The organism is Amycolatopsis sp. NPDC050768, assembly GCF_040654155.1.
In the GTDB taxonomy this organism is placed as follows: Bacteria; Actinomycetota; Actinomycetes; order Mycobacteriales; family Pseudonocardiaceae; genus Amycolatopsis.
In genome coordinates this window covers 597,744-613,421 of sequence record NZ_JBFAHL010000003.1, presented here as the reverse complement: position 1 = coordinate 613,421, position 15,678 = coordinate 597,744, and the positions used below count along the sequence as shown (strand labels likewise).

The window sequence follows — 15,678 nt, the reverse complement described above, 5'->3', positions numbered from 1 at the left end:
GTACTTGACGTCGCCCGTCAGCTCCAGCGACTCGACGTCCTCCGCGCGCAGCTCCGCGCCGAAGCGCTCGGCCTGCTTGCGCATCTCTTCCATCAGGTCCGGGCCCTGGATGCCGTCGCGGAAGCCGGGGAAGTTCTCGACCTCCGTGGTCGTCATCAGCGCACCACCGAACTGCGTGCCCTCGAACACCAACGGTTCGAGCTGCGCGCGAGCCGCGTAAACCGCAGCCGTGTAACCGGCGGGACCCGACCCGACGACGATCAGGTTCCTGATTTCCTCGGCAGCCACCCGTGAACCTCCGCTCGTAGTGACCTGTGCTCTGGTCTCAACACGATGGTAGGTGGCGGTGTTCCCGACGGTGACGGCCGCTACTCGCCCGTCCCGACCAGCGGTTATTTCTTGCCGACGACCTTGTCGAACAGCTTGTCGGCGTGACCCGGCCCGCAGTCGGCCCCGAAGGCCACCAGGCGGAACTGCGCGAGCTGACCCGTCGTGTAGATGACCAGCACGCCGGGCTTGCCCTCGACGGTCACCGGCCGGATGCCCTCCGGCCGCACGTCCGGGTCCAGACCGGCCGCGCTGACGCACGCGTCGAGGCGCTGCTCGTCCTGAAGCGGGCCGAAGTCGCGTACGCCCATGGCTCCGCCCAGCAGCGCTTCCGCCCCGCTGCCGTCGCTACCCACGGACGGTCCCGCCGGCGCGGGAGCGGCCACGCCAGTGCCGGTTTCCTGGGCCGGGCCGGGCACCGTCACGGCGATCGCGACGATCGCCGCCGCGGCCGCCGTCAGGATCCCCGCGCCCCAGCCGAGCCGCTTGTTCCGCCGCCGCCGTGCTGCCGCGAGGTCCACCACGGGCGCCACGCCGGGCTCAAGCGATGCCGGTGCCGGAGCGGAACCGGACGCCGGAAAGGGGGCGACCTGCCGGGACGCGGCTTCCGCGGCCAGCGCGTGGTCGATCCGCGCGGCGAACTCGGCCGGCATCGGCGGCGCCGGCTCGTGAGCCAGAGCGGCCAGATCGGCCGTGGTCGCCTCGAGAGCTTCGATGATCGCGCGCGCTTCGGGGTCCGCCTGCACCCGCGGCCACAGCCGCGCCGCCTCGTGTTCGTCCAGCACGCCGGCGTGGAGGTCGGCCAGCACGTCGACAGACCAAGGCGGACCGACGGTCCCGCCGACCCCCCGACTCTCGTCCGTCATCGTGCCTCCCCGTTCCCCGGCGAGCGGTCGGCTCGCCCGGCACTCCGGGACCCGTCCGAAGTGGCGCTCCTGCGTTTGCTTTCGTGAGTTGGGACGTTCGCATTCGCATCCGGGTTCCGCAGGTGCCCCAGAACCTTCGCGAGTTTGCCCCGTCCTCGCGCGCAGCGGCTCTTGACCGTGCCCTCCGCGATGCCGAGCATCTTCGCCGTCTCGGCCACGGAGTAGCCCTCGACGTCGACGAGCAGGATCGGCGCGCGCTGCTCCTCGGGCAGCTGCTCCAGCGCCTCGCGCACGAGCAGGCTCGTCTCCTTCTCGGACATCGAGTCGCGCGGCGAGGCCGGCTCGTTGAAGCCGGCCTCGGGCAGGGGAACGGTGGGACGCGCCTGCTTGCGGCGGATGCGGTCGAGGCACGCGTTGACGACGATGCGGTGCAGCCACGTGGTCACCTGCGACTCGGCGCGGAAGTTTCCCGCCGCGCGAAAGGCCGAGATGAACGCCTCCTGCAACGCGTCGGCGGCTTCCTCCGGATCACGCAGCGTCCGCAGGGCCACCGCCCACAGACGATCACGGTGCCGCCGGACGAGTTCGCTGAACGCATGCGGGTCACCGGCGGCGTGCGCCGCTATGAGATCCGCGTCCGTGGGAGCTGCAGCCGTCACCCGGCAGAGCCTACTGAGTGGGAGATGCCGATCACCCCGCAGGCAGGAAGCTCACGTCTCCGATCTCGCTGATGAAGCCGCCGTCGCTGTCGTCGCCCAGCTGGGTGATCCACACGACGAAGTACTGGCTCTCCGTCGGCGTCTGGAGGTCGATCGTCGTGTCGGTGCCGTTGAGGTCACCGGTGCCGACCACCTTGGTGTCGTCCAGCTTCGGGTTCTTGGTGTCGGCCGAGCGGATCTCGATCTTCGTGCCGGGGCTGTCGGCCGCGATCTTCACCTGCGCGAGCTTCACCGGGTCGTCGAACTGCACCACGAACCCGACGCCGGGCTTCAGCGTCGGCAGCTGCTGCTGGTACTGGTCGGTGCGCCAGACCGTGCCCGGGTCGCCGTCGATCGTGTTCTTCACCCGGCCGGAGTTGTCGCCCGAGCCCTTGGGGTTGTAGATCGTGGCCGCCTTCGGCTCCACCGCCTGGCCGAGCTTCGGCGCGGCCGGCGACGACGGCGGGGGCGCCGCCGAGTTCGCGGGCGGCGGTGCGGCACTCGACGAGGGCGCCGCGACGTTGATCGTCGGACCGCTCGCTTTGGAGTCGCCCTGGAACAGATTGATCAGCATCAACCCGCCCCACGCCAGGATCAGCACGGTGGCGACCACCAGCACGGTCACGCCGAACGCCAGCTTCCGCCGCCGCGCGACGTCCTTCACCGGCTTCTTCGTGGTCCAGATCGTGCCGTCGGCCTCGCTCGTGGCGTTCTCGCCGACGGCCTTGATCAGCTGCGTGCGCTCCTCGGCCTCGGCGGCCTGGTCGAGCACGCGCAGGATGGCCGAGCTCGTACGGATCCCGCCGTTGCCGCCGTCCTCGATCGTGCGCACGGCCAGCGAGGACAGCTCGGGCGGCACGGCCGGGACCAGCGTCCGCGGCGGCACGACGTGGCCCTGCGGGGTCAACGGCGCCGCAGGGATCGCGGGCGGCCCGCCCGGCAGCGCCCAGCGTCCGGTGAGCAGGAGGTAAAGGACGGCGCCGAGGGCCTTGACGTCGTCGCGCAGCGTCGCGTCCGGCAGCGGGCCGGGGAACGCCAGCTTCAACGCGCCGTTGGGCGTCAGGCGCAGCCGCTGGGGGTGGTCCAGACCGAGGACCAGGCCGTTCTGGTGCGCGTGCTCCACCGCTTCGGCGAGCGCCTGCACCATGCGCGCGGCCGCGGCCGGCGCCACCGGCCGCTGCGCGACCAGGTCCACCAGGTCGCTGCCCTTGGTCCACTCCGCGACGACAACGCCGAGAAGTCCCTCGTTCGAGGTCACGCCACTGCCGAGGCTCAGCACGTCGAGCACCCGCGCGACCCCGCCGTGGCCGAACTTCGACGCGTGCGCCGCGCGCTCCAGCGTTCGCCGGGCCAGCCTCGCGGCCTCCGGATCCGCCGGATCACCGACCAGCAGCGTCAGCGCGACATCGCGCTTGAGCTGCCCATCCCGTGCCCGCCACAGGTGCGCGGCGGCTCGTTCGTCCACCCCGAACTGCGCGAGCAGGCGGTACCGGCCGTCGCCGACGACCCGGCCCGGGGCCAGCGAACCGCCCTGGGCACGAATGCCCGCACGGTTGGCCTCCCCTGCCTGTTCGCTCCGTCTCGTGTCCACCGCTTCTCTCCCGCGTCGCGCTCCCGCCCCGAGGGTACCCGGATCAGGTCTGGAGGAAGCGTCGTCAGTCGTGAATCAATCGTTACCCGCGCTTGATCAATCGGGTGATCCTCGACGTCGCCGGCCTCAGCTCCTCCACCTTCAGGGCCATGAGCACGCCGAACGACACGCCGATGCCCACGATCCCCTGCAGGAAGAGCGTGATCCACGCATGCAGCTTGAGCCCCAAGGAGTCGGGCACGATCTGGCCCACGAGCCACGCGGCCCCGACGCCGAGGACACTCGCGACGACCGTGAAGAGGATCACCCCGAGCACCCGTTTGCTGCGCAGGTTGCCGAGCGTGACCCAAAGCCAGACTTGACCGAGCATCGCGCCGACGACGTACGTGAGCGCGTTGACCATCATCACGCCGAGCACCACGTTGTCCGGCGAGAGCAGCACCGGGCACAGGTACAGCAGCGGCACCTTGACCAGCGTCATCACAACCATGATCAGGGTGGGCGTGCGAGCGTCCTTCATCGCGTAGAACACGCGCATCTGCAGCTGGACCAACGCGAACGGCAGCAGCGCGAACGCGGAGATCGCCAGCGCGCCGCCGAGTCGCTCGGCGCTCTCGACCGAGCCCTTGCCGATGGTGAACAGAGCGATGCCGATCGACGAGCCGACGATCGTCATCACCGCCGAGATCGGCAGGAGCGTGACCGTCGAGATCCGCGAAGCGTAGGACAGGTCGCCGATGAGCTTCTTGTGGTCGCCGTCGGCGGCCGCGCGGCTCATCCGCGGCATGATCGCCGTGAGCAGCGAGACGCCGATGACGCCGTAAGGCAGCTGGAACAGCAGCCACGCGTTGGCGTAGGCCGTGACACCGCCGGGGGTGCCGTTGGTGAGTACCCGGGTGGTGATCGTGTAGCCGACCTGGCTCACGGCCACGTAGCCGACGATCCACAGCGCGAGGCCGCCGAACTCCTTCATCTGCCTGTCGATGCCCCAGCGCCACTTCGGCCGGAAACCCGACTTGAGTAGCGGCGGGACCAGCATGATCGCCTGCGCCACGATGCCGGCGGTGACGCCGAGGCCCAGAGTGAGCACCTTTGGGTCGGTGATCGACACGTGCTCGGTGTCGATCTGCCCCGGCATGATCCACACGACCAGGATCGTGAAGATGACCACCATGTTGTTGACCACCGGCGCCCACGCGGTGGGGCCGAAGATGTGCTTGGCGTTCAGGATCGCCGAGAGCAGCGCGAACACGCCGTAGAAGAAGATCTCCGGCAGCAGCAAGTAGGCGAACGCGGTGGTCAGCCCCGAGCTCGCCTGGCCGGAGCCGTCCACGTACAGCGAGGTGAACGCGGGCGCGCACACCACCGCGATCACGGTGCCGAAGAGCAGCAGCGTGAACGCCACTGTGATCAGCCGCTGCGTGTAAGCCTCGCCGCCGTCCTCGTCGTCCTGGGAGCGCACGAGCAGCGGCACCACCACGCTGGCGAGCACACCGCCCATGAGCAGCTCGAAGATGATGTTCGGCATCGTGTTGGCGACGTTGAACGAGTCGTTGGCCACGCCCGCGCCGATCGCCGCCACCAGCAACAGCTTCCAGAGGAAGCCGGTGATGCGGCTGATCAGCGACGCGATCGCCATCCGCCCGCTCGATTTCGCGAGCGAGGGCGCCTTCGCCGAGGTGGCCGGCTGCTCACCGGTGCTGCCCGGTTCGACCGGCCGCACCAGTGGCGCGTCGCCGATCCGCGGCATGACCTGCGTGGCCAGCGCGTCGTACGGACGCATCGAGTCGGGGTCGGCCAGCGGCCACCGCGACGCGGGCATCGGGACGCCGGCGGTGCGCGGGATGAAGCGCGTGGCCTCGGGGTCGCGCAGCGCCTCCTCCTGCCACGGGCGGACCGGCGAGCCCGGACGCGGACCGCGGCCACGGTGGGGCGCGGGGGTCGGCGGCACCGGGTGCTGTCCGGAGGTCGGTGGCAGCGGCTGAGGTCCCGAAGGCGGACCGGAGGGTTGCGGCAAGGGGCCGGAGGGTGAAGCGGCCGGCCGTGGCAGTGGCGCCCGGCCCTGCGGCGGCGGTGATTGAGGTGGCGGCTGAACGGCCTGCCGTCGGGTGGGCGGCGGCGGGGTCGCCTGCGCGCGAGACGCCTGACGCGGCTGTCCCTGCTGAACGGGCGGGGGTACGCGGCGTTTCGGCCGCTCTGTGTGCTCGTCAGGGGCCGGGCGCTGGGGGCGCTCTTCGGCGGGGACCGGCAGGTGGCGCGTGCGGCCGTTGGCCGGCGGTGGCTGCTGGCGACGTTCGGGCGGCACCTGGCCCTGGGGCGGCGGCTGGCGCCGGCCTTCGCGGGCGGCGCGGCGCGGCTGCTCGGTGCGTTCGCCGCGACGAGGAGGCGCGCCGTCGCGCCGAGGACGACTCGCACGCTCGGGTGGTAAGCCCGGCTCTCTGTCCAACGCGCGCCCAATCCTCGGTGCCAGGGTCCCTGCCATTGTGGCAGCGGTCGACCCAGGGTAATCGGGAACGGCCTCCGATACCCGGTCCCCCGAGGACTCAGCGCGATTCGGCCCTCGCGGCCCGGCCTTCCTTGACCCGCCGGTAGATCCGCCGTGACGCCAGGAGGAGCAGCGCACAACCAGCGACGACGGTGATGATGATCGTGATCGGGCCGTACTCCGTCGAGGTCAGCTCGAAGCGCGCCGTGCTGCCGAGCTGCGTGCCCTCCGGGGTGGTCAAGGACACATCGACGCTGAGGCGGCCGGCGCGCAGGGCCTCGATCTGCAGCAGTTCGTTCTGGCCGCCCTTGGCCGGGATGAACCAGTTCTGCACCTGCTCGGGGCGGATGCCGACCTCGTTCTTCAGCGCGATCTGCGCGGTGATGCCCACCGGGAGGCCGTTGCTCACGAACACGGGCAGTGGTGACGAACCGGACGCGAGCGCGATCGTCTGCTTCGGCTGTTCCACGGTCACCTGGTCGCGAATCGCGGCGAGCTCGGCGTCGGCGTTCGCGCCGGCCGTGCTGCCCGAGGGCACGCGGTAGGCCGTGGACGCGCCGCGCACGAGGGCGGTGCGCACCGGCGCGACGATGTCCTCGGGCGGCACGCGGTGCGTGGTGTCCATCCGCATGGCCGAGAGCAGGCCGGCGGCCTGGCCGTCGAGGTCCGTCAGGGCGTCGGCGACATCCCCGCCCCCCGACAGCGGCTGGTCGTGGGTGCCGGCTGCGAACGACCCCGTGCCCGACGCGTTCTGGTCGAGCAGGTCGGACAGGGGCGTGGCGGTGGCGACGCCGCCGGGGCCGAGGAACTGGCCCACGTGCTGGAGGAACGCGGTGAGCTCGCCCACCGGCACGTCCCAGCGCCGCGGCGGCGCGACGAGCAGCTGCGTGCCCGGCTCGGTGCCGGTGCGGCCGAGGCCGGCTTCGAACGCGATGGCGGCGAGGCCGTTCTGGCTCGCGATCGCGGGCTGCGTCGCGGCGCCGACGGTGGTCGCGGTCTGCGGGTTGGGCGCGGAACCCGTCATGGCGCCGGCGATGACGCTGTCGATCGGCTGGGCGCGCAGGCCGCCCGGCAGCGAGACGGGGCCGGTGACGGGCGCGTCGGCCTGCAGCTTCGACCCGTCGGTGAGCACGGTGTGCACGCCGGCCGCCGACATCGCGGTGAGCGCCTGGTCGTCGGGCGTGCCGTCGGGCCAGAGCACGCCCGGGCGCGGCTGCGTGTGCAGGAGATCGCGGATCGTCGCCTCGCCGCTGAGCGCCGTGCTCAGCAGGCCGGTGTCGGGCGTGCCGGTGGCGGAGCGGACCTTGCCCAGCGTGGTGAGGTCGGCGTCGGCGAAGGGCAGGGCGATCACGCAGCGGCCGTTGACGAGCGTGCGCAGCTGCGCCAGCCAGTCCTGCGCCAGCTGCGAGCCCTTGCCCGGCGCGCCGGCGACGACGTAGCCGCCGGCCATCGCGTTGACGGTGCGCAGCAGGTCGGGGTCGACGGCGAAGCACAAGGACTCGCCGACGTTCGGGTCCGACTGCTGGGCCGCGCGGGCGGCCGTGACGAGGGACTGCAGTCGGCCGTTGGGGCTCAGCTCGGCCGCGAGGGTGTCGTCGGTGAGCGTGAGCTGGCCGCCGTAGGGGGACGACAGCACGTGCGGCGAGCTGTCGGTGATGGGCCACAGCACGCTGACGTCGGCGTGCTTGCCCGGCGACGTCGGTTTCCCGGGCGCGGACAGCACCGGCATGAGCAGGCTCACGGCCGCGAGCCGCGCGGGGCCGCCGAACTCCGGCGTGCCGTTGACGTTGACCAGCATCGGGTACACGCCGGGCCGGCTGAGCTGGAGCGCGCTCTTGCCGGTGAGCGGCACGGTGACGGCGAGTTTGGCGGTCTGCCCCGGCTCCAGCGTCTCCGTGAGCGTGGTGAAGTCGGTGAGCGGGCTGTCCTGGATCGGCTCGCCGGCCAGCACGCCCTTCAGCTCGCGGTCACCGGTCAGGTGCTCGCCGACCTGCAGCCGCACCTGCGGACGGGCGATGCGGCGGTCGCCGATGTTCGTCACGGTGCCGGACACGGTCAGCGTCGTCGTGGACGTGGTGATCACGCGCGGGTTGAGCTGGTCGAGATCGAGCCGCAGGCGCGGCGGCTCGGGGCTGGCGGCGTCCTGGGCCTGCGCGGGCGCGCCGAGAAGGGCGCCTGCTGCGAAGACCAGCAGGGACAGGAAGAAGGCGGCGGGCCGCTTCACTCGGGTGCTCCCTCTCAGGCGCGCTCGTCGTGCGCGAAAAGTTCTTTGGCTTTGCGGACCAGCTTGCGCTCGTCCGCGTAGGCCAGCGTCGTCTCCAGCTCGGCCAGCGGCACCCACGCGACCTCGGTGACCTCGACGTCCTCGTCGGAGAGCTCGCCACCCGTCGACTCGAGCAGGAAGTGGTGCACGGTCTTGTGCACGCGGCGTCGTTCGGCCACGAACCAGTAGTCGATGGTGCCCAGCGGGCGCAGGACCTGCGCGGAGATGCCCGTCTCTTCCTTCACCTCGCGCATCGCCGTCTGCTCCACCGTCTCACCGTCCTCGATGTGGCCCTTCGGCAACGACCACAGCAGTCTGCCGTGCCGGTCGAGGCGGCCGATCAGCACCGCGTGTTCCCGCCCGGCGTCGATGACCAGTCCGCCGGCCGACGTCTCGTCGACCGTGGTCAGGCGCCTGCCCCGCTGCCGCCTGCGCCTTCTGCGCGGCTTCGGCGCTCCGGCGCGGCCGGCGGATCCAGGCATGCTGCGATGCTAGAGCAAACGGTTGCCCAGGTACGCTGGCTCTCCGTGTCCGTGTCCGACGGCGTCCGTAGTAGTGGACGCCACTCCCCGTTGTCAGCTAATGGTGGGATGAAGTGAACAACCTGGTCGCCCAGCAGAACGCGGTGACGGAACTGATGCGAGTGTCCCCCCTGGCCGACGAGTTGGCCGAGCGGTTCGCGCGAGCCGGCCACAGTCTCTACCTGGTCGGTGGCAGCGTGCGCGACGCGCTGCTCGGCCGGCTCTCGAACGACCTCGACTTCACCACCGATGCGAGGCCGGACCGTGTGCTGCAGATCGTGAGCGACTGGGGCGACGCCGTGTGGGACGTCGGCATCGCGTTCGGCACGGTCGGGGTCACCAAGAAGGGCACCACGCTCGAGATCACCACGTTCCGCGCCGACAGCTACGACCGTGTCGGGCGCAACCCCGAGGTCACCTTCGGCGACACCATCGAGGGCGACCTGCTGCGCCGCGATTTCACGGTCAACGCGATGGCGATCGACCTGGTCACGAAGACGTTCATCGACCCCCACGACGGCATGGACGCGCTGCGGCTGAAGGTGCTCGACACCCCGGCGACGCCGCAGGAGTCGTTCGCCGACGACCCGCTGCGCATGCTGCGCGCCGCGCGCTTCTCCTCGCAGCTCGGCTTCACCGCCGCGCCGCGCGTGGTCGAGGCGATGACGTCGATGGCGAGCGAGATCGAGCGGATCACGGCCGAGCGCGTGCAGGCGGAGCTGTCGAAGCTCATGCTCGCCCCCGACCCGCGGCCGGGCCTGGAGCTGCTCGTGGACACCGGCCTGGCCGACCACGTGCTGCCCGAGCTGCCCGGCATGCGCCTGGCGATCGACGAGCACCACCAGCACAAGGACGTCTACCAGCACTCGCTGACCGTGCTGGCGCAGGCGATCGAGCTGGAGACCACGCACGAGCCGGCATCGGAGCCCGACCTGGTGCTGCGGCTTGCCGCGCTGCTGCACGACGTCGGCAAGCCGGAGACGCGCGAGTTGCTGCCCGGCGGCGGCGTGAGCTTCCACCACCACGAGGTCGTGGGCGCGCGGATGGCGCGCAAGCGTTTGCGGGCGCTCAAGTTCTCCAAGGAGATCGTGGAGCAGGTCTCGCAGCTCGTGTTCCTCCACCTGCGCTTCCACGGCTACGCCAACGGCGAGTGGACGGATTCGGCCGTGCGCCGCTACGTCACCGACGCCGGTGACCTGCTGACGCGGCTGCACAAGCTCGTGCGCGCCGACTCGACCACGCGCAACCGCAAGAAGGCGGCCGCGCTGCAGGCGACGTACGACGACCTCGAGCAGCGCATCGCGACGTTGAAGGAGCAGGAGGACCTCAACCGGGTCCGCCCCGACCTCGACGGCAACGAGATCATGCGGCTGCTCGGCCTCAAGCCCGGTCCGCAGGTCGGCAAGGCGTGGAAGTTCCTCAAGGAGCTGCGGCTGGACCGCGGTCCGCTGGACCACGACGAGGCCGTGGCCGAGCTCAAGAAGTGGGCCGAGTCGGAGGGCATCGCACCCACGGAGTGATCTCGCGCTGCGGGCACGGGTGATCACCCTGGGGTCGTCGTGGGGTCTTTCGAACGAACACGAGTCGAATTCGTGATCGCGAATCCGCCAAGATCCCCCTTTGGCCTCTGGAACGCGGCCCGGCGAGCGGGAATACTCGCTGCCCCGGGCGCTGCCGGAGGGGGCGCGCCCCGCACCGGGGAGATCGATGACGGCGCAGGCAACTGAGGACCAGGACGGCCGGCCGCCCCGCACGTCGAGCTTCCTCGTCACCCTGTTGAAACGCGGCACGCCCGCGCTCGCGACGGCGACGACCGGGCTCACCGACGAGATCGCCGACCCGACGCCGCTGCGGGCGTTCAAGCGGATCTCGCGCATGGCGGGCGCGGTGGACGCCAGGTACAACGACGGGCTGCTGCTGCGCGCGGCGCGGTACGTGGTGCTGGTGCCGCTGGCCTACCGGATCGTCGCGGTGCCGGGCGCGTTCGGCGCGTTCGTGTCGGCGCACGGTTCGACCGGCGTGGTGCCCGTGGCGCTGGTGGCGTTGTGCTCGATGGCGATGAGCGCGTTCGGGATCTACTGGATGCTGCGCTCGTCGCCCTTCCGCTCCGACCTCGCGGCGCGGCTGCTGGTGGCGGACCTGATCATCACGGTGGCGTTTCAGCTGGTCATCGGCCTGACCGAGCCCACGTCGGTGTTCCACGACGCGCTCGGGGTCGCGGACAAACACCTGCTGGGTGACATCGCTTTGCTGACGCTGGCGATCGGCATCCCGTCGGGGCTGGCGCTGGCGGCGCTGAGCCTGCCCGTGCGGCTGCTGTCCGATTTCCTCAACAGCGGCTCGGCGAACTTCGCGCAGGCCTGGTCGCTGTACCCGACGATGTTCGGAGTGCTGTTCACCGGCATCGGCGCGCTGATCCTGCTCGGCCTCGGCACGCGGCTCGCGCTGGCCTACGGCATCCGAAACGGACGGCTCGCCGAACGCGCGCAGCAGCACCGGATGCTCCACGACACCGTGCTGCAGACGCTGGAGGCCATCTCACTCGGCGGCACCGGCGAGTCGGCCGACCGGCTCGTGGAGGTGCAGCGGCTCGCCCGCGCCCAGGCGATGGAGCTGCGGCAGACGATCGAGACGGCGGCGGCGCAGCGCGAGGAAGAAGCGTCGCGGCCCCTGGGCGAGAAGCTCGCGGCGCTGGCAGCGGAAATGGCGCGCGACGGCCTGCGCGCGCAGCTGGTGATCGCGGAGCTCGACGAGGACACGCTGTCGGAAGTGCGCCAGATCGCGCTGCGCGACGCCGTGCGCGAGTCGCTGCGCAACACGATGAAGCACTCCGGCACGGACAAGGTCGTGGTGCGCGTGGAGGAACGCGACGGCGGAATCGCGGTGATCACGCGCGACCACGGGCAGGGCTTCAGTCCTGATGCGCGGCCCGCGGGGTTCGGCATCAGCCAGTCGATCAACGCGCGCCTCGGCGAGGTCGGCGGCACGGCCCTGGTGGAGTCGACGCCCGGCAGCGGCACGCGGGTGACGTTGTGGGTGCCGTTCTGAGTCAGGTGCTAGACACGAGCGCGTGATCCTTGTCGACGCGCTTGCCGCTTACCGGGCCGGGGATGTTTCTCAGGCGATCGAGCTTGCCTCGCGGGCTGATTCGCCATTGGGGGCGGAGCTTTCCGCGTACCTCGCGACGGACGGGTCCGGGCCGGTGTACGACCAGCCGGCGGCGTTCACGGCGTTCATCCGTGGTGGCGGGAACGTGGGGTTGTACTCGCGGCTGAGCGCTGCGCTGGCTGCTCGATATGCGGCGCTGCGCCCGGAATCGTTGCTGGACTTGGGTTGCGGCGACGGCCTGGCCGTGGTGCCCGCGCTGGCGCAGTCGTCGTTCCGGCCGGGGCGGATCGACCTGGTGGAGCCGTCGGCGGCGCTGCTCGCGGACGTCGACGTGCCCGGCGCAAACCGCTTCGAGGCGACGGCGCGGAGCTTCCTCGGGGCGAACGGTTCCACGTGGAACCTTGCACAGTCGACGTTCGCGATGCAGTCCATGACGCCCCCGGTACGGGCCGCGGTGCTGCGAGAACTGCGACCGCGCACGGAAACGCTGGTGCTGGCGGAGTTCGACATTCCCGTGCTGGACGAGGGGTCGCCGGACTTTCTGGAGTCGCTGGTGTCGCGGTACGAGCGCGGCGTCGCCGAGTACGGTGAGCAGGCTTCGCTTGTCGCGCAAGGCTTTCTGATGCCCGTGCTGCTCGGCGTCGCCGCCGGTGCGGAGCGGACGAACTGGGAGCAGCCTGCGTTGGCGTGGGTGGCTCAGCTTGAAATCGCGGGCTTCACCGACGTTGTGGTGGAGCCGCTCGCCGACTACTGGTGGTCCCCCGCCGTGCTGATCACCGCGCGTGGGTCACACGCGGGATAGCGCCCCCGCCTCCACGTGCTGCGCGATCGGCCGCGGCAGCAAGTAAGCCGTCGCCCCGCCCGGTTGAGGGCCCCACGGGGCCGTGATGCCGGTGAGTACCCGCAGCGTGCGCTGCACCCGGTACTCGTGCCGCTCGCGTTCGCGTTCCGGGGACAGCGACGTCGAGGCGAAGCGCGTGCCGGAGGTGTGGACGAGGTTGCCGGCGTCGTTGCCGAAGCGCAGGACCGTGGTGCCGGCGGGGAGGACGACGACGCGTTTGCCGCGGAAGAAGCTCAGGGGCGGCTCGCCGCGTAGCGGCAGGATCGGCCAGTCGGCGGGCTGGTCGGACTCGTCGGCGGCGCGCGGGGGCAGCATGAGCAGCGTGCCGAGGAGGAAGCGGGCGGCGTCGGCCAGGCTGCCGAAGGCCACGGGCGCGACGGCCGGCGGGCGGGAGACCTCCCAGCCGTTCTCGGCGCGGCGCAGGGTCCAGACGTCGGCGAGCGGCACCTCGGTGGCGCCGATCCGGTACGCGCCGGCAGGCACGCCGTGTTCGACCAGGCGCTGGTGCAGCAAGGTCAGCGTCTCGGCGGCGTGCAGGTCGAGGCCCAGGTCGTCGCCGCGGAGGGCGCGGGCGAGGCGGCCGTCGTCGGGGAGTTCGGTTTCCGAGCGCGTCGGGCGGGGGGTGCCGAGGATCTCGGCTTCGGCCGTCGCGCGGACGAGCTCGCGCACCAGCGGCGGACGGAAGCCGGCACCACGAATGTGGTCCACCAGCTCGGGCTCGGGCGGCACGCCGTACTTGCGCAGGTAGTGCGGCACGGCCGCGGGCCACACCCAGGTGCCGTCGGTGTGGAAGGCGTGCGGCACGTCGGGCGGCGCGCCCGGGGCGAAGATGTCGTGCTGCGGCTGCGGGCGATGCAGGACGAGGGGCGCGCGGAACAGGTAGTCGAGCACGCCGCGCAGCTGGTCGGGTGGCACCGGCGGCCGGTTGACGACCGGGCGCTCGTTCTCGTTGTGCGCGTCGACCACGCGGGCGTGGCGGAAGGCGACGTCGAGGGGCTGGTGGGCTTTCGCGGCCAGCCAGTCGGGCAGCTCCTTGGGCGGGCGCGGGTACTGCGCGAGCTCCACGGCGTACGACTCGGGCGCGGGCCGGCCGCCGTCGTTCGGCGGGACGCGCCAGGTGGGCTCGTGCTCGGAGTCGAAGTCGAAGTCGAACTGCGCCTCGGTGTCGAGCGTGAAGGTGCCCTGGAACCACGTGCCGGTGTCGGGCGAGTACATCGCCGCGCGCAGTCGTGCGAACAACGCGCTCAGCTTCGGCGGCGCGGGCAGCGACACGGACACCGGCCCGTTTTCGTCGCCGACCGCGCGGACCTCCAGCTCCGCGTAGTCCCCGACCTGCCGGAACTGCGCGGCGACGCGCGTCCAGCCGCCGGGCACGGCGCGCAGCGTGCGGCCGATCGCGCGCAGCAGGGCGCCGTGGTCGGCATCGAGCTCCGGGCGCGGCTCGCCCTGGTCGCGGCGCAGCTGCCACAGGCCCGTGACGCGCTTGGCCTCGGCCGTCGTCGAGAAGTCGGTGAGGCCGAGCTGCGCGGCGCGCGCCGAGTCGTGCTGCGTCCAGCGCAGCGTCAGCTCCTTGCCGTCTCCGGGCGCGACCTCGAACAGCTCGTCGTCGTACTCGCAGTACGTGCGCAGCGTGAACGTCGCCGGCACCTCGGTGGCCAGCACCACGCGCGCCGGGCGACCCTCGTGCTCGCGGTCGAACCCGGCGGGCGCCTCTTCGTCCGGCGGTACGGACAGCAGCAGCGTGCCGTCGGTGGTCGAGCGCTCGGCCGCGAACGTGCGGTCGTCCAGCGTCGCGTACAAACCGTCCGGGCGGTCTCCCGCCTCTACCCGGTAGCGCACGTCAGGTTCCTCCCCAATTCCCCCGGTGACCGGGAAAGAACTTAGTCGACCGGGTAACGCGTGAACCAACCCTCGTCACTCGGTGAGTCGGGGCCGAACTCGGCGAGCGCGTCGTCCGCCAGCCGCGCGATCACGTCCCGCAGTTCGAGCCGCTCCAGCCAGCTGACGCGCAGCGCCGCTTCGCCGTACATCGCGCCGACGAGGTTGCCGCAGACCGAACCCGTGGAATCGCTGTCGCCGCTGTGGTTCACGGCCGCGAGCAGCGCGGAATCCGGATCTTCGGTGGTCAGCGCGACGTACACGGACATCGACAGCGCCGTCTCGCCGACGTTGCCCTCACCCAGCTCGGCCAGCCGCTCCGGCGTCGGCGGGCCGGACATCGCGAGGGCCTGCGCCAGCGCGGCTTCCTGCTCCTCGTGACCGGGGTGGCGGACCAGCTCGGCTCTGGACACAGCGACGGCGTCGAGCAGCGGCGAACCGGCCAGCAACTGCTGCACGATCACGGCGAAGGCGCCGGCCGACAAATACCCGCTCGGGTGACCGTGGGTCAGAGCCGCGAACTCGGCGGCGAGCCGGAACACCTCGGCCGGGTCGGCGGACCACAGCGCGACGGGCGCCACCCGCATCACACCGCCGCAGCCCTTCGAGTTGTTCACCGGCCGCGAGACGCTGCCGCGCACGCCCGATCGCCCGTAGGCCTCCAGCTCGCCGAAGCACGTGAGCCCCGGTGCGCGGCGGCTGAACAGCGCGGCGTGCGTCACGAGCTCACCGTCAGGCGCCGCGAGCGCGGAGTGCGGGCCGCGCGCCCGCTCCCACGGCACGCCTTGCGTGTGCAGCCAGCGCTGGTAGGCCAGCTGCACGGACTGCACGACGTCGGCGCTGCCGGTCCGCCGCTGCTGCGCGTGGGCGCGGATGAGCGCTTCGAGGGTGAAGAGCGTCATCTGCGTGTCGTCGGTGAAGCGCCCTTCGCCGCCGTACGCGGGGATGAAGTCCGTGATGCCGGCGGGCCCGGTGAGCTCGCGGATCCGCTCGATCGAATCGAACTCCGTCTTCGCGCCGAGCGCGTCGCCGATGGCGCCCGCGAGCAGGCAGCCCCTCAGCCGCTGTGCCTCCATGACCCCATCTTTTCGAAGCCTCGC

The 15,678-nt window shown here is 71.6% G+C and carries 13 protein-coding genes; 4 read left to right on the top strand and 9 right to left on the bottom strand.

The window, feature by feature from the left end; all coding sequences use genetic code 11:
• The 5 genes from AB0H62_RS13035 to murJ form a co-directional block, all read right to left on the bottom strand.
• On the bottom strand, window positions 1–288 hold a 288-nt coding region (locus AB0H62_RS13035; protein WP_360585986.1), incomplete at its 3' end, for an FAD-dependent oxidoreductase.
• Window positions 289–392: 104 nt separating this feature from the next.
• Window positions 393–1,193, bottom strand: a complete 801-nt coding sequence (locus AB0H62_RS13030; RefSeq protein WP_220245389.1) for a hypothetical protein — start codon at window positions 1,191–1,193, stop codon at window positions 393–395.
• A complete protein-coding gene (gene sigM, locus AB0H62_RS13025) occupies window positions 1,190–1,852 on the bottom strand; it encodes an RNA polymerase sigma factor SigM (protein ID WP_220245388.1) in 663 nt (220 codons plus the stop codon). The genes AB0H62_RS13030 and sigM overlap by 4 nt, the downstream gene beginning before the upstream one ends.
• A gap of 31 nt (window positions 1,853–1,883) precedes the next feature.
• The gene (locus AB0H62_RS13020) at window positions 1,884–3,482 is read right to left on the bottom strand and encodes a protein kinase family protein (RefSeq protein WP_220245387.1); all 1,599 of its coding nucleotides are present in this window, start codon (window positions 3,480–3,482) and stop codon (window positions 1,884–1,886) included.
• 82 nt (window positions 3,483–3,564) lie between these two features.
• Window positions 3,565–5,433 (bottom strand): murein biosynthesis integral membrane protein MurJ, encoded by a 1,869-nt coding sequence (murJ, locus tag AB0H62_RS13015; RefSeq protein WP_220245386.1) that lies wholly within the window; start codon window positions 5,431–5,433, stop codon window positions 3,565–3,567.
• 300 nt (window positions 5,434–5,733) lie between these two features.
• Between murJ and AB0H62_RS13010 the strand changes: the two genes are divergently transcribed.
• Window positions 5,734–5,910, top strand: coding sequence for a hypothetical protein (locus tag AB0H62_RS13010; protein WP_360585982.1), 177 nt, complete (start codon window positions 5,734–5,736; stop codon window positions 5,908–5,910).
• A 115-nt stretch (window positions 5,911–6,025) separates the two neighbouring features.
• Here AB0H62_RS13010 and AB0H62_RS13005 read toward each other — a convergent pair whose 3' ends face one another.
• Window positions 6,026–8,191 carry a DUF6049 family protein gene (locus AB0H62_RS13005; RefSeq protein ID WP_360585980.1) on the bottom strand — a complete coding sequence of 722 codons (2,166 nt, stop codon included), beginning with the start codon at window positions 8,189–8,191 and terminating at the stop codon, window positions 6,026–6,028.
• A gap of 14 nt (window positions 8,192–8,205) precedes the next feature.
• Window positions 8,206–8,712, bottom strand: coding sequence for an NUDIX hydrolase (locus tag AB0H62_RS13000; protein WP_220245383.1), 507 nt, complete (start codon window positions 8,710–8,712; stop codon window positions 8,206–8,208).
• A gap of 113 nt (window positions 8,713–8,825) precedes the next feature.
• Between AB0H62_RS13000 and AB0H62_RS12995 the strand changes: the two genes are divergently transcribed.
• The 3 genes from AB0H62_RS12995 to AB0H62_RS12985 all read left to right on the top strand — a co-directional run bounded on the left by AB0H62_RS12995 (window position 8,826) and on the right by AB0H62_RS12985 (window position 12,661).
• Window positions 8,826–10,271: a CCA tRNA nucleotidyltransferase gene (locus AB0H62_RS12995; RefSeq protein WP_220245382.1), complete on the top strand. Its 1,446-nt coding sequence runs from the start codon at window positions 8,826–8,828 to the stop codon at window positions 10,269–10,271.
• A gap of 187 nt (window positions 10,272–10,458) precedes the next feature.
• Entirely contained in the window at window positions 10,459–11,799 is a 1,341-nt protein-coding gene (locus tag AB0H62_RS12990; RefSeq protein ID WP_220245381.1) for an ATP-binding protein, read from the top strand.
• Window positions 11,800–11,821: 22 nt separating this feature from the next.
• Window positions 11,822–12,661, top strand: a complete 840-nt coding sequence (locus AB0H62_RS12985; RefSeq protein ID WP_360585977.1) for a class I SAM-dependent methyltransferase — start codon at window positions 11,822–11,824, stop codon at window positions 12,659–12,661.
• Here AB0H62_RS12985 and AB0H62_RS12980 read toward each other — a convergent pair.
• The gene (locus tag AB0H62_RS12980) at window positions 12,647–14,539 is read right to left on the bottom strand and encodes a TNT domain-containing protein (RefSeq protein WP_360585975.1); all 1,893 of its coding nucleotides are present in this window, start codon (window positions 14,537–14,539) and stop codon (window positions 12,647–12,649) included. The two genes, AB0H62_RS12985 and AB0H62_RS12980, sit on opposite strands and share 15 nt — an antisense overlap.
• A 41-nt stretch (window positions 14,540–14,580) precedes the next feature.
• On the bottom strand, window positions 14,581–15,654 hold the full coding sequence (locus tag AB0H62_RS12975) for an ADP-ribosylglycohydrolase family protein (RefSeq protein WP_220245378.1): 1,074 nt from the start codon (window positions 15,652–15,654) through the stop codon (window positions 14,581–14,583).
• Between the last annotated feature and the right edge of the window lie 24 nt (window positions 15,655–15,678).

What these genes read in the sequence shown, in the direction of transcription:
- AB0H62_RS13000 (WP_220245383.1), bottom strand. Translation starts at nt 8,712, where the DNA reads ATGCCTGGATCCGCCGGCCGCGCCGGAGCGCCGAAGCCGCGCAGAAGG.
- AB0H62_RS13030 (WP_220245389.1), bottom strand. Translation starts at nt 1,193, where the DNA reads ATGACGGACGAGAGTCGGGGGGTCGGCGGGACCGTCGGTCCGCCTTGG.
- AB0H62_RS12975 (WP_220245378.1), bottom strand. Translation starts at nt 15,654, where the DNA reads ATGGAGGCACAGCGGCTGAGGGGCTGCCTGCTCGCGGGCGCCATCGGC.
- AB0H62_RS12990 (WP_220245381.1), top strand. Translation starts at nt 10,459, where the DNA reads ATGACGGCGCAGGCAACTGAGGACCAGGACGGCCGGCCGCCCCGCACG.